14 protein-coding genes are annotated in these 15084 nt (G+C 72.9%); 6 read left to right on the top strand and 8 right to left on the bottom strand.

What is annotated here, in order from left to right; genetic code table 11:
- The first annotated feature begins 152 nt into the window (after nucleotides 1–152).
- Nucleotides 153–1013 (top strand): NAD(P)H-binding protein, encoded by an 861-nt coding sequence (locus DSY14_RS21475; protein ID WP_211718410.1) that lies wholly within the window; start codon nucleotides 153–155, stop codon nucleotides 1011–1013.
- 285 nt (nucleotides 1014–1298) lie between these two features.
- Nucleotides 1299–2177 carry an aldo/keto reductase gene (locus DSY14_RS21470; protein ID WP_211718409.1) on the top strand — a complete coding sequence of 293 codons (879 nt, stop codon included), beginning with the start codon at nucleotides 1299–1301 and terminating at the stop codon, nucleotides 2175–2177.
- On the opposite strand, the gene DSY14_RS21465 is transcribed toward DSY14_RS21470, so the two are convergent.
- Nucleotides 2158–2607: a very short patch repair endonuclease gene (locus DSY14_RS21465; RefSeq protein ID WP_211718408.1), complete on the bottom strand. Its 450-nt coding sequence runs from the start codon at nucleotides 2605–2607 to the stop codon at nucleotides 2158–2160. The two genes, DSY14_RS21470 and DSY14_RS21465, sit on opposite strands and share 20 nt — an antisense overlap.
- Nucleotides 2608–2661: 54 nt before the next feature.
- Between DSY14_RS21465 and DSY14_RS21460 the strand changes: the two genes are divergently transcribed.
- Nucleotides 2662–3912 (top strand): DNA cytosine methyltransferase, encoded by a 1251-nt coding sequence (locus DSY14_RS21460; protein WP_211718407.1) that lies wholly within the window; start codon nucleotides 2662–2664, stop codon nucleotides 3910–3912.
- 131 nt (nucleotides 3913–4043) lie between these two features.
- Here the strand turns inward: DSY14_RS21460 and DSY14_RS21455 are convergent, their stop codons facing one another.
- On the bottom strand, nucleotides 4044–4565 hold the full coding sequence (locus DSY14_RS21455) for a GNAT family N-acetyltransferase (protein ID WP_211718406.1): 522 nt from the start codon (nucleotides 4563–4565) through the stop codon (nucleotides 4044–4046).
- A gap of 385 nt (nucleotides 4566–4950) precedes the next feature.
- On the opposite strand from DSY14_RS21455, the gene DSY14_RS21450 reads away from it, so the two are divergent.
- Nucleotides 4951–6789, top strand: a complete 1839-nt coding sequence (locus DSY14_RS21450; protein WP_211718405.1) for a glycoside hydrolase family 13 protein — start codon at nucleotides 4951–4953, stop codon at nucleotides 6787–6789.
- Nucleotides 6790–6877: 88 nt separating this feature from the next.
- Here the strand turns inward: DSY14_RS21450 and DSY14_RS21445 are convergent, their stop codons facing one another.
- From DSY14_RS21445 to DSY14_RS21435, 3 genes are all read right to left on the bottom strand, one after another.
- Nucleotides 6878–8023, bottom strand: a complete 1146-nt coding sequence (locus tag DSY14_RS21445; RefSeq protein WP_211718404.1) for an RNA polymerase sigma factor — start codon at nucleotides 8021–8023, stop codon at nucleotides 6878–6880.
- Nucleotides 8024–8027: 4 nt separating this feature from the next.
- Nucleotides 8028–8435 carry a YciI family protein gene (locus DSY14_RS21440; protein ID WP_211718403.1) on the bottom strand — a complete coding sequence of 136 codons (408 nt, stop codon included), beginning with the start codon at nucleotides 8433–8435 and terminating at the stop codon, nucleotides 8028–8030.
- Nucleotides 8436–8577: 142 nt separating this feature from the next.
- Nucleotides 8578–9318, bottom strand: coding sequence for a thioesterase II family protein (locus DSY14_RS21435; protein WP_211718402.1), 741 nt, complete (start codon nucleotides 9316–9318; stop codon nucleotides 8578–8580).
- A 359-nt stretch (nucleotides 9319–9677) separates the two neighbouring features.
- On the opposite strand from DSY14_RS21435, the gene DSY14_RS21430 reads away from it, so the two are divergent.
- Nucleotides 9678–10931 (top strand): MFS transporter, encoded by a 1254-nt coding sequence (locus tag DSY14_RS21430; RefSeq protein WP_307851296.1) that lies wholly within the window; start codon nucleotides 9678–9680, stop codon nucleotides 10929–10931.
- A 120-nt stretch (nucleotides 10932–11051) separates the two neighbouring features.
- Nucleotides 11052–12524: a PepSY domain-containing protein gene (locus tag DSY14_RS21425; protein ID WP_211718401.1), complete on the top strand. Its 1473-nt coding sequence runs from the start codon at nucleotides 11052–11054 to the stop codon at nucleotides 12522–12524.
- Here DSY14_RS21425 and DSY14_RS21420 read toward each other — a convergent pair.
- The 3 genes from DSY14_RS21420 to DSY14_RS21410 form a co-directional block, all read right to left on the bottom strand.
- Nucleotides 12412–12969 (bottom strand): copper chaperone PCu(A)C, encoded by a 558-nt coding sequence (locus DSY14_RS21420; RefSeq protein ID WP_211718400.1) that lies wholly within the window; start codon nucleotides 12967–12969, stop codon nucleotides 12412–12414. The genes DSY14_RS21425 and DSY14_RS21420 overlap by 113 nt on opposite strands.
- Before the next feature lie 112 nt (nucleotides 12970–13081).
- Complete coding sequence (locus tag DSY14_RS21415; RefSeq protein ID WP_307851295.1) at nucleotides 13082–14314, bottom strand: Dyp-type peroxidase; 1233 nt, start codon at nucleotides 14312–14314, stop codon at nucleotides 13082–13084.
- The gene (locus DSY14_RS21410; protein WP_307851298.1) at nucleotides 14311–14892 is read right to left on the bottom strand and encodes an SCO family protein; all 582 of its coding nucleotides are present in this window, start codon (nucleotides 14890–14892) and stop codon (nucleotides 14311–14313) included. The genes DSY14_RS21415 and DSY14_RS21410 overlap by 4 nt, the downstream gene beginning before the upstream one ends.
- Between the last annotated feature and the right edge of the window lie 192 nt (nucleotides 14893–15084).

The following is a 15084-nucleotide window of genomic DNA, read 5'->3' as shown; positions in this document are numbered from 1 at the left end:
GGCGGGTCCTCTGGCGCGCCCCGCCCCGCGGGTTCTCGGTGCTGGCCATGCCGCCAACCTATCGCCCTTCCACATAAGGACTTCCATGGCCTAATGTGGGACACTGATGTCCCACAAAGAATCATCAATGCCCTGCGGAAAGGTACGTGCCCATGCGCATCCTGGTGACCGGTGCGCGCGGAACCGTCGGTTCCCTGGTGGTTCCCCTGCTCCTCGAACGTGGTGCCACCGTGCGCGCGCTCAGCCGCGACCCGGCCCGACGCACCTTCCCCGCCGGCGTGGAGACGGTCGCCGGTGACCTCGAGCGCCCCGCGACCCTGGACGGGGTCTTCGACGACGTGGACGCGGTCATGCTGTACCCGCATCCGGAGACGGCCGAGGACGTCGTCGGCCGGATCGCGACGGCCGGCGTGCGCAGGATCGTGGTGATGTCCTCGGCCTCGGTGGACACCGCACCGCCCGCCGACACCGCGCACAACATCGGCCACCGGCACCATCGGCCGGTGGAGGAGGCGGTGGAACGCTCCGGTCTGGAGTGGACCCACCTGCGCGGTGGTGAGTTCATGGTCAACGACCTCGACGACCACGCCGTGACCGTGCGCACCGAAGGGCTGCTCCGCGCGCCGCACACGGGGCAGCACGGCGCGCCCGTCCACGAGGCAGACGTCGCCGACATCGCGGCCGTGGCCCTCACCGAGGAGGGCCACCACGGCCGGGCGTACGAGATCACCGGACCGGCCTCCCTCACCCCCGAGCAGCGCGCCGAGACCATCGGCCGGGTCCTGGGTCGGGAGGTCGCCTTCGTCCCCCTCTCCTACGAGGAGGCCCGTGCGCTGTGGATCTCCCAGGGGGTCCCGCCCGAGATCTGCGACTGGTTGTTGTGGGAGCCCGACCCCGGGGAGGACCCCTGTGAGGGGGAGACGTTCTCCCACGACTACGCGCGGGTGATGGGCCGCCCCGGGCGGGACTACGCCCGCTGGGTCGCCGACCACGCGGACGCCTTCGGTCGGTGAGGGGCCCGGCACCCGTCGGAGATCACGACCGGCGGTGCGCGGGTGTCGTCGTGCCCCCGCACCGCGAACAGGGCCCGGCACATCGGCCGCACCCGCGGAGCCGCGTCGCACGGCGGCGATCCGCTCACATCCACGCCGGGCCCTTCGACCTTGCGAGACCGGTGGGGCGCCTGGGATCCTGCCCCGAACCCGGCGGCGACACGGAGGTCCGGACACGGGCACCCGCGCCGACGACCTGGCAGCATGACACGCACCCGGCCCTCGCGCCGCACCGGAAGGGACACCGTGACCGACCCACACACCACACCCCGGATCGCAGATCAGGCGGGCACCCTCCTGTTGGGCGGTGACCTCCGGGTCCACCGCCTGGGGTTCGGGGCGATGCGCATCGTCGGCGAGGGGGTGTGGGGACCGCCCCGGGACCGTGACGAGGCCTTGGCCGTGCTACGCCGCGCCGTCGAGCTCGGCATCGACTTCATCGACACCGCCGACTCCTACGGGCCGCAGATCAGCGAGCAGCTCATCCGGGAGGCCCTGTACCCCTACTCCGAGAACCTGGTCATCGGCACCAAGGCCGGTTTCGCCCGCACCGGCCCCTCGGAGTGGCACAAACTGGGCCACCCCGCCTACCTCAAGCAGCAGGTGGAGCTGAGCCTGCGCAACCTCGGACTGGAGCGCATCGACCTGCTGCAGCTGCACCGGATCGACCCCGAGGTGCCGTTGGCGGACCAGCTCGGCGCGTTGGTGGAGCTGCGGAACGAAGGCAAGATCCGGCACATCGGGCTCAGTGAGGTGAGCGTGGACGAGCTGTCGGCCGCCCGCGCCATCACGCCGATCGCGTCGGTGCAGAACCAGTACGCGCCCTCCTTCCGCCAGTCCGAGGACGTGCTGGAGCAGTGCGAGAAGGACGGGATCGCCTTCCTGCCCTGGGCACCGGTGGGACGCGGCGAGATGGCCTCGCCGGACTCACCGCTCGCCGCGATCGCCGCCGAGCACGAGGTCAGCCCGGTGCGGTTGGCGTTGGCCTGGCTGCTGCACCGTTCCCCCGTGATGCTGCCGATCCCGGGCACCTCGCGGGTGGCCCACCTGGAGGAGAACACGGCGGCGGCCACGGTGCGGCTGTCGGAGGAGGAGGTCGAGCGGATCAGCCGCTTCCTGTCCTAGCGGCGTCCCGCACGGCGTGGACCTCGGCGATCACGCGGCCCGCCGCGGCGTCGGGGTCCTCGTGCTCCCAGACCCGGACGACCCGCCATCCCTCCTCGACCAGACGGGCGTTGGTGTCCGCGTCGCGGGCCCGGTTGACGCGCACCTTCTCGGCCCAGTAACCGGCGTTGGTCGCGGCCTTGGTGTGGTGCTCGGGACACCCGTGCCAGAAACAACCGTCGACGAACACGGCGACCCTGAGCCGGGTGAAGACCAGGTCCGCGGTGCGCCGGAGCGTGGGGACGGGACGCGCGGAGACCCGGTAGCGCAGTCCGGCGGCGTGCACGCGGCGGCGGATGGCCAACTCCGGACGCGTGTCGCGCCCCTTGTTGGCGCGCATGCTCCTACGGGTGCCCTCGTTCGCCGCTCGTGTCGGCCGTCGCGCGTCCATCACCTCGATCCTAACGATTCGCCGGAGCGGGTCGGCTCCTCTATCTTGAACCTCATGCTCACGGACGACTCGATCACCATCGTCGACCTGTTCTCGGGATGTGGCGGGCTCACCGCGGGCTTCCACTCCTACCGGGCGCCGGGTCGCGACGGTGCGCCCTTCCGCACGGTGGGCGCGGTCGAGCACGACCTGGCGGCGGCCTCGACCTACGCGGTCAACTTCGGCGAGCACACGGGTGTGGAGCGGATCCACGCCGGTGACATCGAGGCGTGGGACCCCTCCGTGGTCCAGGAGCGGGTGGACGTCATCCTCGGTGGACCGCCGTGCCAGGGGTTCTCCGCGCTCAACAAGAGGAACCTGGTCGCGGACCTCGGCGACGCCCGCAACGTGCTCTGGCGCGAGTACGTGCGGGTGGTGCGGGCACTGCGGCCCAAGGTGTTCGTGATCGAGAACGTCGGCCGCTTCCTGGACTCGGACGAGTACGCACTGCTGCGCGCCGAGACCGAGGGCCCGGACGGGCTGCTGGGCGAGTACGAACTGACCGAGGCGCGGGTGCTGAACGCGGCCGACTACGGAGTCCCCCAGGCCCGGCGCCGGGCGATCGTGCTGGCCACGCGCCGCGACGTGCGCGCGGCCCACCCGCGGGGACTGACGCTGGACTACCCCGCGCCCACCCACACCCGTGTGCCGCGCGGCGGGCCCGTGCCCGTGCCGGGGGGACCGGGGACCGAGGACCTTCCGGTGCTGTCGCCGTGGGAGACGGTCGCGTCGGTCTTCGCCAAGGCCCCCCGCGCCACCAGCACGAACCAGCTTCCGGCGCGCTCGTGCGCGCCCCTCGGTGTGGACCTTCCGGGGGCCTACCGGACCTTCGAGCTTCACCTGGGCCGGACGCCCCGACCGATGTCCCGCCTGCGGTACGAGGCGATCCCGCCCGGGGGCAACCGCAACGACCTGCCGCCGGAGCTCTCGACACAGGCGTGGTTGCGACACCGGAGCGGCACGGGCGACGTCATGGGACGCCTGCACCTGGACCGGCCGTCGGTGACCATCCGCACCGAGTTCTTCAAGCCGGAGAAGGGGCGGTACCTGCACCCCAGCGAGCACCGGCCGATCACGCACATGGAGGCGGCGCACATCCAGGGGTTCCCCGAGGACTTCCGGTGGTGCGGGACCAAGCTGCAGATCGCCCGACAGATCGGCAACGCCGTGCCGGTGGGGCTGGCCGCCGCGCTCGCCGGTCAGGTGTACCGGTACCTGGCGGAGGTCGGCGCGACCGCGGCTGCGCCCTCCGACGCGGCGGTCTGATCCACGGCGGTGCGCGGCGCGCCGGGACGGCGGGACCGGAACGGCGTCGGGGTCCACCGGGTTCCTCCGGCGGGCCCCGACGTCGGGCGGTGACGGGACGGGCTCGAACACGTCCGTCCGGGATGACGGGGCTACCCGGGACGGAGACGGAAGACCTGGAGCCTCATGTCGTAGTACTTCTCGGTCTCGCCGACCCACTCCATGCCGAGCCTGCGGGCGACCGCGATGGCCCGTTCGTTCCTGGGCCGGGCGACCGCGAACACCTCCTCGATGCCCTGGTCGAACGCCCAGGCGATGATGGCGCGGCTGGCCTCGGTGGCGTAGCCGTTGCCCCACAGGTCCGGTCGTAGTGCCCAGGTCAGTTCGAAGTCCTCCTCGAAGGGCGGAAGCAGCTTCAAGGACAGACCTCCCACCAGTTCTCCGTTCTCCTCGCGGATGATCGCCCAGCGCCCGGCCGGCGGTATCAGGTTCGGCCCCGCCTCGATCCAGGCGTGGAGCACCGAACGCATGGCGCTGATGTCGGTCACCGGTTGCCACTCCGGTGTCAGCCAGTGTGCGACCTCGTCGGCCCCGTAGATCCGCAGGGCCGCCTCGGCGTCGCTCATCTCCCACTCCCTGATCAGGAGTCGGTCGGTTGGCAGCTCAAGGCTCATAGCACAACGTTAACCCGATGAGAAGCACCGGCACAGGGGGTCGACGATCAAGACTTGGAACCGTGATCACACGCGCCCGGCACGGTCCCCGCGCAGCTCACGGCGGTGCGCGGCGCGAACGCGCACCGCTCGCGCACCCTCATGAGCGGCGCGCCGGTGTGGGCGGGACCCGGCCGGTCGCCTCCCCGACGGGGCCCGCACGGGGGTCGACGGCACCGGCGGCCGACCCCTCGCCCGGGGTCCTACCCCCACGGGGACGGGGGCACGGACCCCGGCGACGAACTGGCCCCGAACGCAAGAACAGAGCGCAAATCTTTTCGCTCGATTGACGTTTTCTTGCAATGATGTGGAGGTTCTTCCCATCGTCCCGACGGAGCGTCCCCACATGCGGTTCAGCCACGACCCCCACCACGACGGATCCCCCGATTTCGTGACCCCGCACGGCGATCACGTCCACGTGCGGGTCCGGGTTCCCGGCGGCGCCGACGGGGTGTACGCGCGTGTGGTGGAGGACGGGGAGGCCCGGCTGTTCGAGACGCGAGTGGAGCACCGGGACACCGGCGTGACCTGGTACGGGGCGGATCTGCCCCGGCTGCCGGTGGTCACCTCCTATCGGTTCGCGATCGTGCGCGACCGGCACTACACCTGGCTGAACCAGGAGGGGCCCCACGACCACGAGGTCACCGACGACGGCGACTTCCGGTTCCTGGACGCCCCCGCACCGCCGTCCTGGGTGCCCGGGACCACCGTCTACCAGATCTTCCCCGACCGGTTCGCCCGCGACGACGACTCCGTGGCTCCCCCGACCGAGCATCCTGAGTGGGCGGTGCCCCGGAGTTGGGACGACGAACCCTCTCAGTTCGGCGCCCAGGCACCACGGGAGTTCTACGGGGGCACTCTGGAAGGCGTGCGCCGGCACCTGGACCACCTGGCCGATCTGGGCGCCGAGGTGGTGTACCTCACCCCGTTCTTCCCGGCCCGCTCCACCCACCGCTACGACGCCTCCTCCTTCGACGAGGTCGACCCGTGGCTCGGCGGCGACGCGGCGTTGACCGCCCTGGTGCGGGAGGCCCGCTCGCGCGGTATGCGGGTGATGGGCGACCTGACCACCAACCACACCGGTGACGAACACGTGTGGTTCCTCGCCGCCCGGGCCGACGCGGGGTCGACCGAGGCGGGTTTCTACCACTTCACCGAGCACCCCGACTCGTACGTGAGCTGGTTGGGGGTGCGCTCGCTGCCCAAGCTCGACTACACCGACCCCGTTCTGCGCGAGCGCGTGTACGGCGCCGACGACTCGGTGTTGACCTCCCGGCTGGTGGGACCCGACCGCCTGGACGGGTGGCGCATCGACGTGGCCAACATGACCGGTCGGCTGGGCGACCTGGACATCAACCGCGAGGTGTCCGGGGAGATCGCGGCCCGTACGCGCGCGGTGGCCCCGGAGGCGTGGTTGCTGGCCGAACACTTCTACGACGCCGGCCCCGACACCCGGCACGACGGGTGGCACGGGGTGATGAACTACGCGGGGTTCACCCGACCGGTGTGGGCCTGGCTCAACACCGGGCCCGAGGGCGTGCGGTACGCGGCCACGCACACCTCGGCGCCGCTGCCCACCAGTGGGGCGGCCGAGGCCGTGCGGGCGCTGCGCGCGGCCAACGCCGGTCTGCCCTGGCGGGTGCGCACGCACAGCGTGAACGCGCTGAGCACGCACGACTCGGCACGGTTCCGCACGGTGGTGGACGATCCGGTGCGTCAGGTCGTGGGTGTGGCCGCGCAGGCCGCACTGCCGGGGGTGCCGTTCGTGTTCGCCGGGGACGAGATCGGGTTGCGGGGACGGGACGGCGAGAACGCCCGCCACACGATGCCCTGGCACCGGCCGGACGACTGGGACTCCGAGGTGCTGGCCGCCCACCGACGGCTGTTGGCGTTGCACCGGAACCTGCCCGCGTTGCAGTCCGGTGGGTTGCGGTGGCTGGACGCGGGCGAGCACCACATGACGTTCCTGCGCACCCTCGGCGCGCAGGTGGTGTTGGTGCACCTGACCGACGGCGCGCACGCGGAGCGGACCTGCGACCCGACCGCTCTGGACGTCGCGTCCCTGTCCGTGGTCGAGAACGGCGGTGCGGTGCGGTCCCGGTTCGACGACGGGGTGAGGCTGAGTGCGGACGGCCCCGGCCACGTGGTGGCCGTGGGCACGAGTACCCGCGCCGTCACCGCCTGAGCGACGCGGGGCGGGCTGCGTCCGCCCCGAACGCACCTGCCGAACGCACGGGCCGGAGCAGGCGACCGACCTGGGCCGAGGCCCGACCTCAGCGCTGTCGTCGGTGGTGGAGTCGGGCGGCCCGCCGTGTCAGGTGGTCGCGTTCGGCGGCGTCGGACGCCTGGTGGGCCGCCTCGGAGTAGAGCCGCGCCGCCGTGTCCAGGTCACCGTCGCGCTCGTGCAGGTGCGCCGCCACCGCGGTGTACCGGGGCAGCGTCGCGTCCAGGTCCGCGAGCGCGGCCAGACCCGCGCGGGGTCCGTCGGCCTCACCGACCGCCACCGCGCGGTTGAGCCGGACGACCGGGCTGTCGGTCAGACGCAGGAGCTCGTCGTACCACTCCACGATCTGGACCCAGTCGGTCTCCTCGACGGTGGGCGCGTCGGCGTGCAGCGCCGCCACGGCGGCCTGGGCCTGGTACGGACCGAGTCGGTCGCGGGCCAGGGCCGCCTGCAGGGTCCGGACCCCTTCGGCGATCGCCCGGGTGTCCCAGCGACTCCGGTCCTGCTCGGCCAGCGGGACCAGGGCGCCGTCCGCGGCGGTCCGGGCGGCGCGTCGGGCGTGGTGCAGCAGCATGAGCGCGAGCAGACCGGCGACCTCGGGGTGGTCGATCTCGGTTGAGAGCCGTCGTGTGAGGCGCAGCGCCTCCGCCGCCAGGTCGACGTCGCCGGAGTAGCCCTCGTTGAAGATCAGGTAGAGCACGTGCAGCACGGTGGCGACGTCTCCGGGGCGGTCGAGGCGCACCTGCGCGACCGTGCGCTTGGCGCGGGCGATGCGCTGGGCCATGGTCGCCTCGGGCACCAGGTAGGCCCGGGCGATCTGGCGGGTGGTGAGGCCGCCGACGGCGCGCAGTGTGAGCGCCACCGCGGACGACGGTGTCAGGGACGGGTGCGCGCACAGGAAGTACAGGTGCAGCGTGTCGTCCGCCGCGGGCACCGGCCCGGGCTCCGGTTCCCCCTGGAGACGTTCCTCGCGCCGACGGCGGGCCGTCTCGGAGCGGTGGGCGTCGAGGAACCGACGCCAGGCCACGGTGACCAGCCAGCCCTTGGGGTCCTCCGGCGGATCGGCGGGCCAGACGCGGACCGCCTCGACCAAGGCGTCCTGGACGGCGTCCTCGGCCGCCGCGAAGTCGGCTCCGCGGCGGACGAGGATCGTCAGGACACCCGGAGTGAGGCCGCGCAGCAGGACCTCGTCCATGGGGTCACTCCGTGACGGTGGGGGGCGCGGTCAGGAACGGTCGCACCTCCAGCCACTCATGGAGGGGCCGTCCGCCCGCGCCGGGTGCGGCCGACAGCTCCGCGGCCAGTTCCAGGGCACGGTCGTGGTCGTCGACGTCGATCACCATCCAGCCGGCGATGAGGTCCTTGGTCTCGGCGAAGGGTCCGTCGGTGACCGGAGGACGCCCCTCACCGTCGAAGCGGACGAACGTCCCCTCGGGCGCCAGGGCCTGGGCGTCGACGAACTCTCCGGTCCCCTCCAACCGGTCGGCGAAGTCCTGCATGAACCGCATGTGCGCGGAGATCTCCTCCGGCGTCCACTGGTCCATGGGGACGTCGTTGACCGGGGCCGGGGCGCCTCGGTAGTGCTTGAGCAGAAGGTACTTGGCCATCGTGGTCCTCCTCGGTGCGCTACGACCCATGATGGTCGCTCTCACCCCGGGGACGGAGCGGCCCGCGGGTTCTCGACATCCGTGCGGACTCTTTTTGACCCGGAGGTGACGGATCGCATCGGGCGACCGAGGACGGTGCGTTTCAGGCCAGGGCGGCTCGTACGTCCGTGGTGATGAGGTCGACCAGTGCCTCGGTGCGGCCGGTGAAGTAGAAGTGGCCGCCGGGCAGGGTGTGGTGGTCGAAGCCGCCGCGGACGTGGTCGGCCCAGCCGGCCAGGCGCCGGGGGGACATGCCCTGGTCGTCGGCCCCACCGTAGACCGACAGCGGCACCTCCAGGGGCGCGGCCCGGGGGTCGGGGCTCCATGTGTCGACCACCTGGAGGTCCGCGCGGACCAGCGGCTCCACGAAGGACCACAGGGCGGGGTCCTCCAAGGCGTGGCGTGGGGTGCCGCCCATCGCGGCGAGGGTCTCACGCAGACGCGCGGACGGGGCCAGGTGGCGGGGCTCGGTGTGTTCGGGTCCGGGGTCGGGGCTCCAGGCGGAGACACCCAGCCAGGCGGGCGGGGTCCGGGACAGTCGACGGGTCATCTCGTAGGCGACCAGGGCTCCCATGCTGTGCCCGAAGAGGCCGTAGGGGCGGTCGAGTTCGGGGCGCACGATCTCGCACATGTGCTCGGCCAGCGCACCGGCCTCACGGAAGGCCTCCTCGGCCGACCTGCGCGCTCTTCCGGGGGCGTCCAGGAGACAGATCTCCCAGTCGGCGGGGAAGTGGCGGACCCACCCGCGATACCCCAGGTGCGAGCCGCCCGCGTGGTGCAGGAGGAACAACCGGAATCGGCTGTCGGGTACGGATCTGAGCCGGATCAGGGCGCCTTCGCGCACGGGACTGCACGCCTTCCTACCTACGGGTAACCAGACGAACCTACCAGTCGGTAACGATGCGTGGGCCATCGGGAGATACCGCCCGCGCGCCCCGTGCACGAGGGCGCGCCCGGTTCCCGCACACAGGGCGATCCCCCACCCCCGACGACCTGGTCCGGGCACCGGTACGGGCCGCGCGGGGCGTGTCCGGTGGCTCCGCTCACCAGAACGGTCTCACTCCTCCGTGCTCTCGGCGGTGGCAGACCCCTCCTCCGGCGGTGGGGCCGGGCCGGGTGCGATCGTGCGGAAAACCGTTCGTGCGCGGGCCGGAGGCTCGGGCACACTGGCCTGGTTCGGTGGTGCGGGCGTGGAGGTGCGCGGTGGGAGGGGTACCGGGCGCCCTGCGGTATCGCGGCCTGCGGCTTCTACTCGGGGGCCGCGCCCTCGGCGACCTGGGGTCGGAGATGCTCCCGGTGGCGATGGTGGCCCTGGTGCTGGTCGAACACGGACCCCTGCTGCTGGGCCTGGTGCTGGGGGTGCGCGGAGCCGCCGGATCCCTGTTCTCCCTGCTCACCGGCGCCTTGCTCACCCGTCTGCGCAAGTCCACGGCTCTCGCGGTCAACGACGGCGTGCAGGTGGCGGTGATGGCGGGCTTCGCACTGGGACCGGAGACGGCCTGGTGGCCGGTGGCCCTGGCGGCCCTGAGCGGGGTGTCCGGGTCGGTGGTGGCGCCCGCCGCCGGTGCGATGATGCCGTTGATCGTGCCCGCCGTACGACTGCGGGAGGCCAACGCCCTGCGCAATATCGTGGGACGGTCCGCCGGGATCACCGGCCCCGCCCTGGCCGGGGTGCTGATCGCGGTCGCGGACGTGCGCACGGTGTTCTGGTGCGTCGCCGGGTTGTTCGCGGTCTGCGCCGGTGTGCTCGCGCTGATCAGGGAGCAACGACCGACCGGGGAGCAGGCCGGTGAGACTCTGGGGACGAGTCTGCGCTCGGGATGGCGCGAGGTGGCGCGTCGTCCCTGGGTGCTGGCCGTCATCGCCGTGGCCACCGTGCAGGCCCCGGCCACCCTGGCGCCCGGGTTCGTGCTGCTGCCGATCGTGGTGGCCGACTCCTACGCCGCGCCCGTGTACGGGACGGCGTTGTCCTGTATGGCCGCGGGACAGCTGCTGGGAGGGATGCTGGCCACCCGCTGGAACCCGGTCCGGCCCGGGCTGGTCTCCCTGGTGGGCGTGGCCTTCTACCCCCTGACGCTCCTGGGCCTGGCACTGACCGTTCCGGCGCCCGTCCTCCTGACCGGCTACGTCGCGACCGGCGCGGGCTTCATGCTGTTCGGCGTGTACTGGTACACCGCCCTGCAACGCTCGGTGCCCCAGGAACGGTTGAGCATGGTCATCGGCATCGACCAGGTGGGGAGTTTCGGGTTGGAGCCGGTCGGCTACGCGGTCGCGGGCGCCCTGGCCGCGAGCGTGGGCGCGACGCCGGTGCTGTACGGGGCGGTCGCGGTCGGTCTGGCGACCGGCCTGCTGCCACTGCTGGTGCCGGGGGTGCCCCGCCTGGCCGACCCCGCGCCGCCGGTGGTCGGGGCCTCCGCTCCGTCCGGCGGCGACCGCGCCCCCGGGTCGGGGCGTTGAGCCCGCGACACCGTCTCCCCCTCCGCGAGGGATTCCGTCGATGTCGGGAACCCATCGGTTCGGGCGAACGACGTCAGTGGTCGAGCACCATCGTGACGACCACGACGAGGAGAGCGCGGTATGGAACCGACCACCGAACGACCGGAAGGGGTCCCCGGGCCCGACCGGGAGCACGCCCAAGGGGTGTGGGCGCGCCTGCGCCCCCTGGTGCTGCGCCTGCACTTCTACGCCGGGATCCTGGTCGCGCCCTTCGTGGTGGTGGCGGCCCTGTCCGGGCTGGTGTACGTGTGGACCCCGCAGGTCGAGAACGCCCTGTACGACGACCTGCTGCGGGTTCCGGAGGCCGCCACGTCGGTGAGCCTGGCAGAGCAGGTACGCCTGGCCGAGGCCGAGGTGCCCGGCACGCGGGCGGACGAGGTACGCCCGGCCACCGACCCCGGGGACACCACGCGGGTCCTGCTGGACGTCCCCGGGCTGGACTCGGACGCGCACTCGGGCGGGCGGCCCACGGTGTTCGTGGACCCGCATCGGGGCGAGGTGGTGGGGGTGTCGGAGAGCTACGGCACCAGCGGCGCGCTGCCGGTGCGCACTTGGGTGAGCCAGTTCCACCGGCACCTGCACCTGGGCGAGCCGGGACGGGTGTACAGCGAACTCGCCGCGAGCTGGGTGTGGGTGGTGGCCGCGGGCGGGTTGGCCCTGTGGGTGGGTCGGTCGCGCCGTCGGGGGGTGCGCGCGCTGCTGCTCCCCCGGCGCGGTGGGGGACGCGGCCCCACGGTGTCCCGGCACGCCGTGGTGGGCGTGTGGCTGCTGATGGGCGTGTTGATGATCTCGGCGACCGGGCTGACCTGGTCCGCGTACGCGGGCGGGAACGTGTCCGACCTGCGCACGGCGCTGTCATGGACCACACCGACGGTGGCCACCGACACCGCGTCGGCCGCGCCGGGTGTGGACGTGGGCGTCGACACCGTGCTGGACGAGGCCCGCGGGGCGGGGTTGGACGGACCGGTCTCGGTGGAGATGCCGGCCGACCACGTCGCCCCCTATGTGGTCACCCAACTGGACCGTTCCTGGCCCACCCGGGCGGATTCCGCGGCTCTGGCCCAGGACACCGGTGCGGTGGTCGACGTGGTGCGGTTCGCCGACCACCCGCTCATGGCCAAGCTGAGCCGGTGGGGCGTGGACCTGCACATGGGGCTGCTGTTCGGGGTGCCCAACCAGATCCTGTTGACGGTGACGGCCGGTGGTCTGGTGTACGCGATCGGGCTGGGATACCGGGCCTGGTGGCAGCGGCGACCCACCCGTGGGCGGGCGGGGGTGGGCCGGCCCCACCCCCGCGGTTCCTTTCTGTCCCTGTCCTGGCCGTTGCGGCTGACCGTGGTGGCGATCGGGGCGGCCCTGGGCTGGGCGCTCCCGGTGCTGGGCGTCTCACTTCTGCTGTTCCTGCTGGTGGACACGGTTCTGGGGTGGCGTGCGGGCGACCTCAGTGGTGGGAGTGGTCCTCGGAGTGGTCGCCCTGATCACCGGCGTCCCCGGTCATCTCCCGCACCGGAACCTCCAGTTCCACCTCGGTCCGGCTCGCGAAATCGAGCGTGACGGTGAGGGTGTCCCCGACCCGGAGCGGGTCGGGGATGTCGTTGACCATGACGTGGTAGCCGCCGTCCACGAAGGTGGTGGTGCCGCCGGCGGGGACGGGGACCTCCTCGACTGTGCGCATGACCGAGGCACCCGACGCGGTGACCTCGGTACGGCACAGGTCCGCGTCCTCGGAGGCGTCGGTGCGCACCGCCACGACGGCGTCGTCCACCTCGGCGGTGTTGGTGACGGCGAGGTAGACCACGCCCACCTCGGGGTTGGCGGGTTCGGGCATCCAGGCGTCCGCCAGCAGCAGGTCTTCGACGGCCACCGGGGTCGCGTGGTCGCCCGCGACCGCGGCGGCCTCGGGCGACGATCCGGGGCCGCCGGAGCAGGCGCTCATCGGCAGGGTCAGCGCGAGCGCGGCCAGGATCGTCCGGCGGCCCGGTCTCGGCGTGTGGTGCATCGTGTCGTCCTCCTCGGTGGATGCTGTCCACCCCTGACGTCGTCGCGGGGTCGCAGCGGGTTCCCACGAGGTGTGTGGGGACCCGCGGCGGTCGGGGTCGCGCGGGACCCGCTCAAGGCCACAGGTCGTGGGCCGCCCTCGGCTCCCCCTCCCGGATCGGCGGAACGGCGAACACGGCGCCGCCCTCGTGGACGATGTGGGCGTTGAGCGCGTCCCCGCCCTCGTCCAGAGCCCGTTGCACGGCGGTGAAGGCGGTACGCGGATCGGCCTGCCAGGCGGTGAACAGCAGCCCCGTGTTCGCCCGACCGTCCGGCCCCCACCCCAGGTCGTAGTTGAACCCGCGCCGGAGCATGCGCGCACCCAGGGTGTTCTCCGGGGAGGCCAGTCGGATGTGGGCGTCGGCGGGGATCACCGGGTTCCCGTCCCCGTCGCGGGCCGCCAGGTCGGGCCGGTCGTCCTCCCGGGTCCCGCCCAGGGGCGCCCCGTCGTCCAGACGTCGGCCCACCACACGCTCACGGTCCTCCGGGGACAGGTCGAACCAGCCGTCCAGCGCCATGCGGATCCGGCGCACCACGACGTAGGAGCCCCCGTCCATCCACGCGGTCGCCGGGTCGGTGTGGGCGGCCAGCACCTGCGGGGCGAACACCGCCTCCCGCGGGTGGGGGTTGACCGTCCCGTCGATCTGGCCCATGAGGTTGCGCGGGGTGGCCGAGGGGTCCTCCGCGGTGACGGCGTGGCGTTGGAAACCCGGCAGCGCCCACCGCACCCGCGCGTGGTCCCGGACGCGACCGACCAGGTGGCGCACGACCGCGCTGACCACCACCGGGTCCTCCGCCCCCACGTGCAGCATCAGGTCGCCGTCGCACAGCTCCGGTCGGAGGCGGTCGGCGGCGAAGGCGGGCGGCCGTGCCAACGCGTCGGGGCGTCGCTCAGCCAGGCCCGCGCGGTCCAGCAACGCACCGCCCAGCCCCAGGGTGACGCCGAGCGAGGCCGGGCGCAGCCCCAGGGTGGGCGCTCCCTCCACCACACCGTCGAGCCCGTCGCCGTGCAGGGCGTCGATGTCCTGCTGCCACAGTTCCAGCACCCGACCGGCCCGATGCGCCGACCCCTTCGGGGCGTCCTCGGTGAGGTCGAGCGCGACCACGTGCACGTGGGCTGGTGTGGGGGTGACCAGGGCCGGCGGCAGCCCCTCCCGAGGCCCACTCCGGGACAGGGTCATCTCCCGGGCCGGGTCGGGGTCCTGCCGTGCGGCGCCCGCGCCCCACAGGCCACCGGCGGCCAGGCCGGCGGCCCCCGCCGCCCCCATACCGGCGAGAATCCCACGCCGGGAGGGTCCCGCGCTCACAGCAGCTCCTCGATCAGCACCGGCAGCAGGGAGGCGACCTGGTCGGCCTCCACACCCTCGTCGAACATGCCGGCGGCCTCACCACCGGCGGTGAGGACGACGATGCGTCCCCCGTGGGAGACCAGGTACTCGCCCTCGGTCTCCTGGGGTGCCTCGATGGGGATGCCGTAGTCGGCGGCGGCCTCGACGGTGTCGCCGATGTCGCCGCGCACGCCCTGGAAACCGGGGTCGAACCGGTCCAGCCAGGAGCGCAGCTGCGTGTCGGTGTCGCGCTCCGGGTCACTGGTGACCATGACCACGTCGACGTCCTCGGCGGCCTCCTCCGCGCTCTCCAGGGCCAGGTCGATCTCGGCCATGGTCATCGGGCACACGTCCGGGCAGCTGGTGTAGCCGAAGAACAGGAGCGTGAGGCGGTCCTCGGCGACGTCGGTGAACCGCCACGCCTGCCCGTCGACCGTGGCCAGTTCCACCGCCGAGGCCTCCATGGGCTGATCGGACAGGTCCAGGTAGTACTCGACCTCGGCGGGGTCGGTACCCGTGGCGCAGGCGGCCGTGAGGAGCACGGCGCCGGCGACCACGGCCGCACGCGCGCGGCGCGACACGGCGGAGCGGACCGCGCGATCCTCCCGGTCCGCGCGGGCGGACACGGGTCCGGGCACCGGCACGACGGTGGGCGTGGCGGCAGGGGGCGTGCCGCCGAGGCGCGGCTCCGAGGTCACGTCGGGGCCGAGGACGGGTCGGTTACGGGCGGGCATGAGAGACCTCCGGGG

The sequence above is a fragment of the Nocardiopsis sp. MG754419 genome (genome assembly GCF_018207095.1).
In the GTDB taxonomy this organism is placed as follows: domain Bacteria; phylum Actinomycetota; class Actinomycetes; order Streptosporangiales; family Streptosporangiaceae; genus Nocardiopsis.
This window is presented reverse-complemented; position numbering and strand designations above follow the sequence as displayed.

Coding starts and splice junctions, on each gene's coding strand:
- DSY14_RS21475 (WP_211718410.1), top strand. CDS start 153: ATGCGCATCCTGGTGACCGGTGCGCGCGGAACCGTCGGTTCCCTGGTG.
- DSY14_RS21465 (WP_211718408.1), bottom strand. CDS start 2,607: ATGGACGCGCGACGGCCGACACGAGCGGCGAACGAGGGCACCCGTAGG.
- DSY14_RS21460 (WP_211718407.1), top strand. CDS start 2,662: ATGCTCACGGACGACTCGATCACCATCGTCGACCTGTTCTCGGGATGT.
- DSY14_RS21455 (WP_211718406.1), bottom strand. CDS start 4,565: ATGAGCCTTGAGCTGCCAACCGACCGACTCCTGATCAGGGAGTGGGAG.
- DSY14_RS21450 (WP_211718405.1), top strand. CDS start 4,951: ATGCGGTTCAGCCACGACCCCCACCACGACGGATCCCCCGATTTCGTG.
- DSY14_RS21445 (WP_211718404.1), bottom strand. CDS start 8,023: ATGGACGAGGTCCTGCTGCGCGGCCTCACTCCGGGTGTCCTGACGATC.
- DSY14_RS21440 (WP_211718403.1), bottom strand. CDS start 8,435: ATGGCCAAGTACCTTCTGCTCAAGCACTACCGAGGCGCCCCGGCCCCG.
- DSY14_RS21425 (WP_211718401.1), top strand. CDS start 11,052: ATGGAACCGACCACCGAACGACCGGAAGGGGTCCCCGGGCCCGACCGG.
- DSY14_RS21420 (WP_211718400.1), bottom strand. CDS start 12,969: ATGCACCACACGCCGAGACCGGGCCGCCGGACGATCCTGGCCGCGCTC.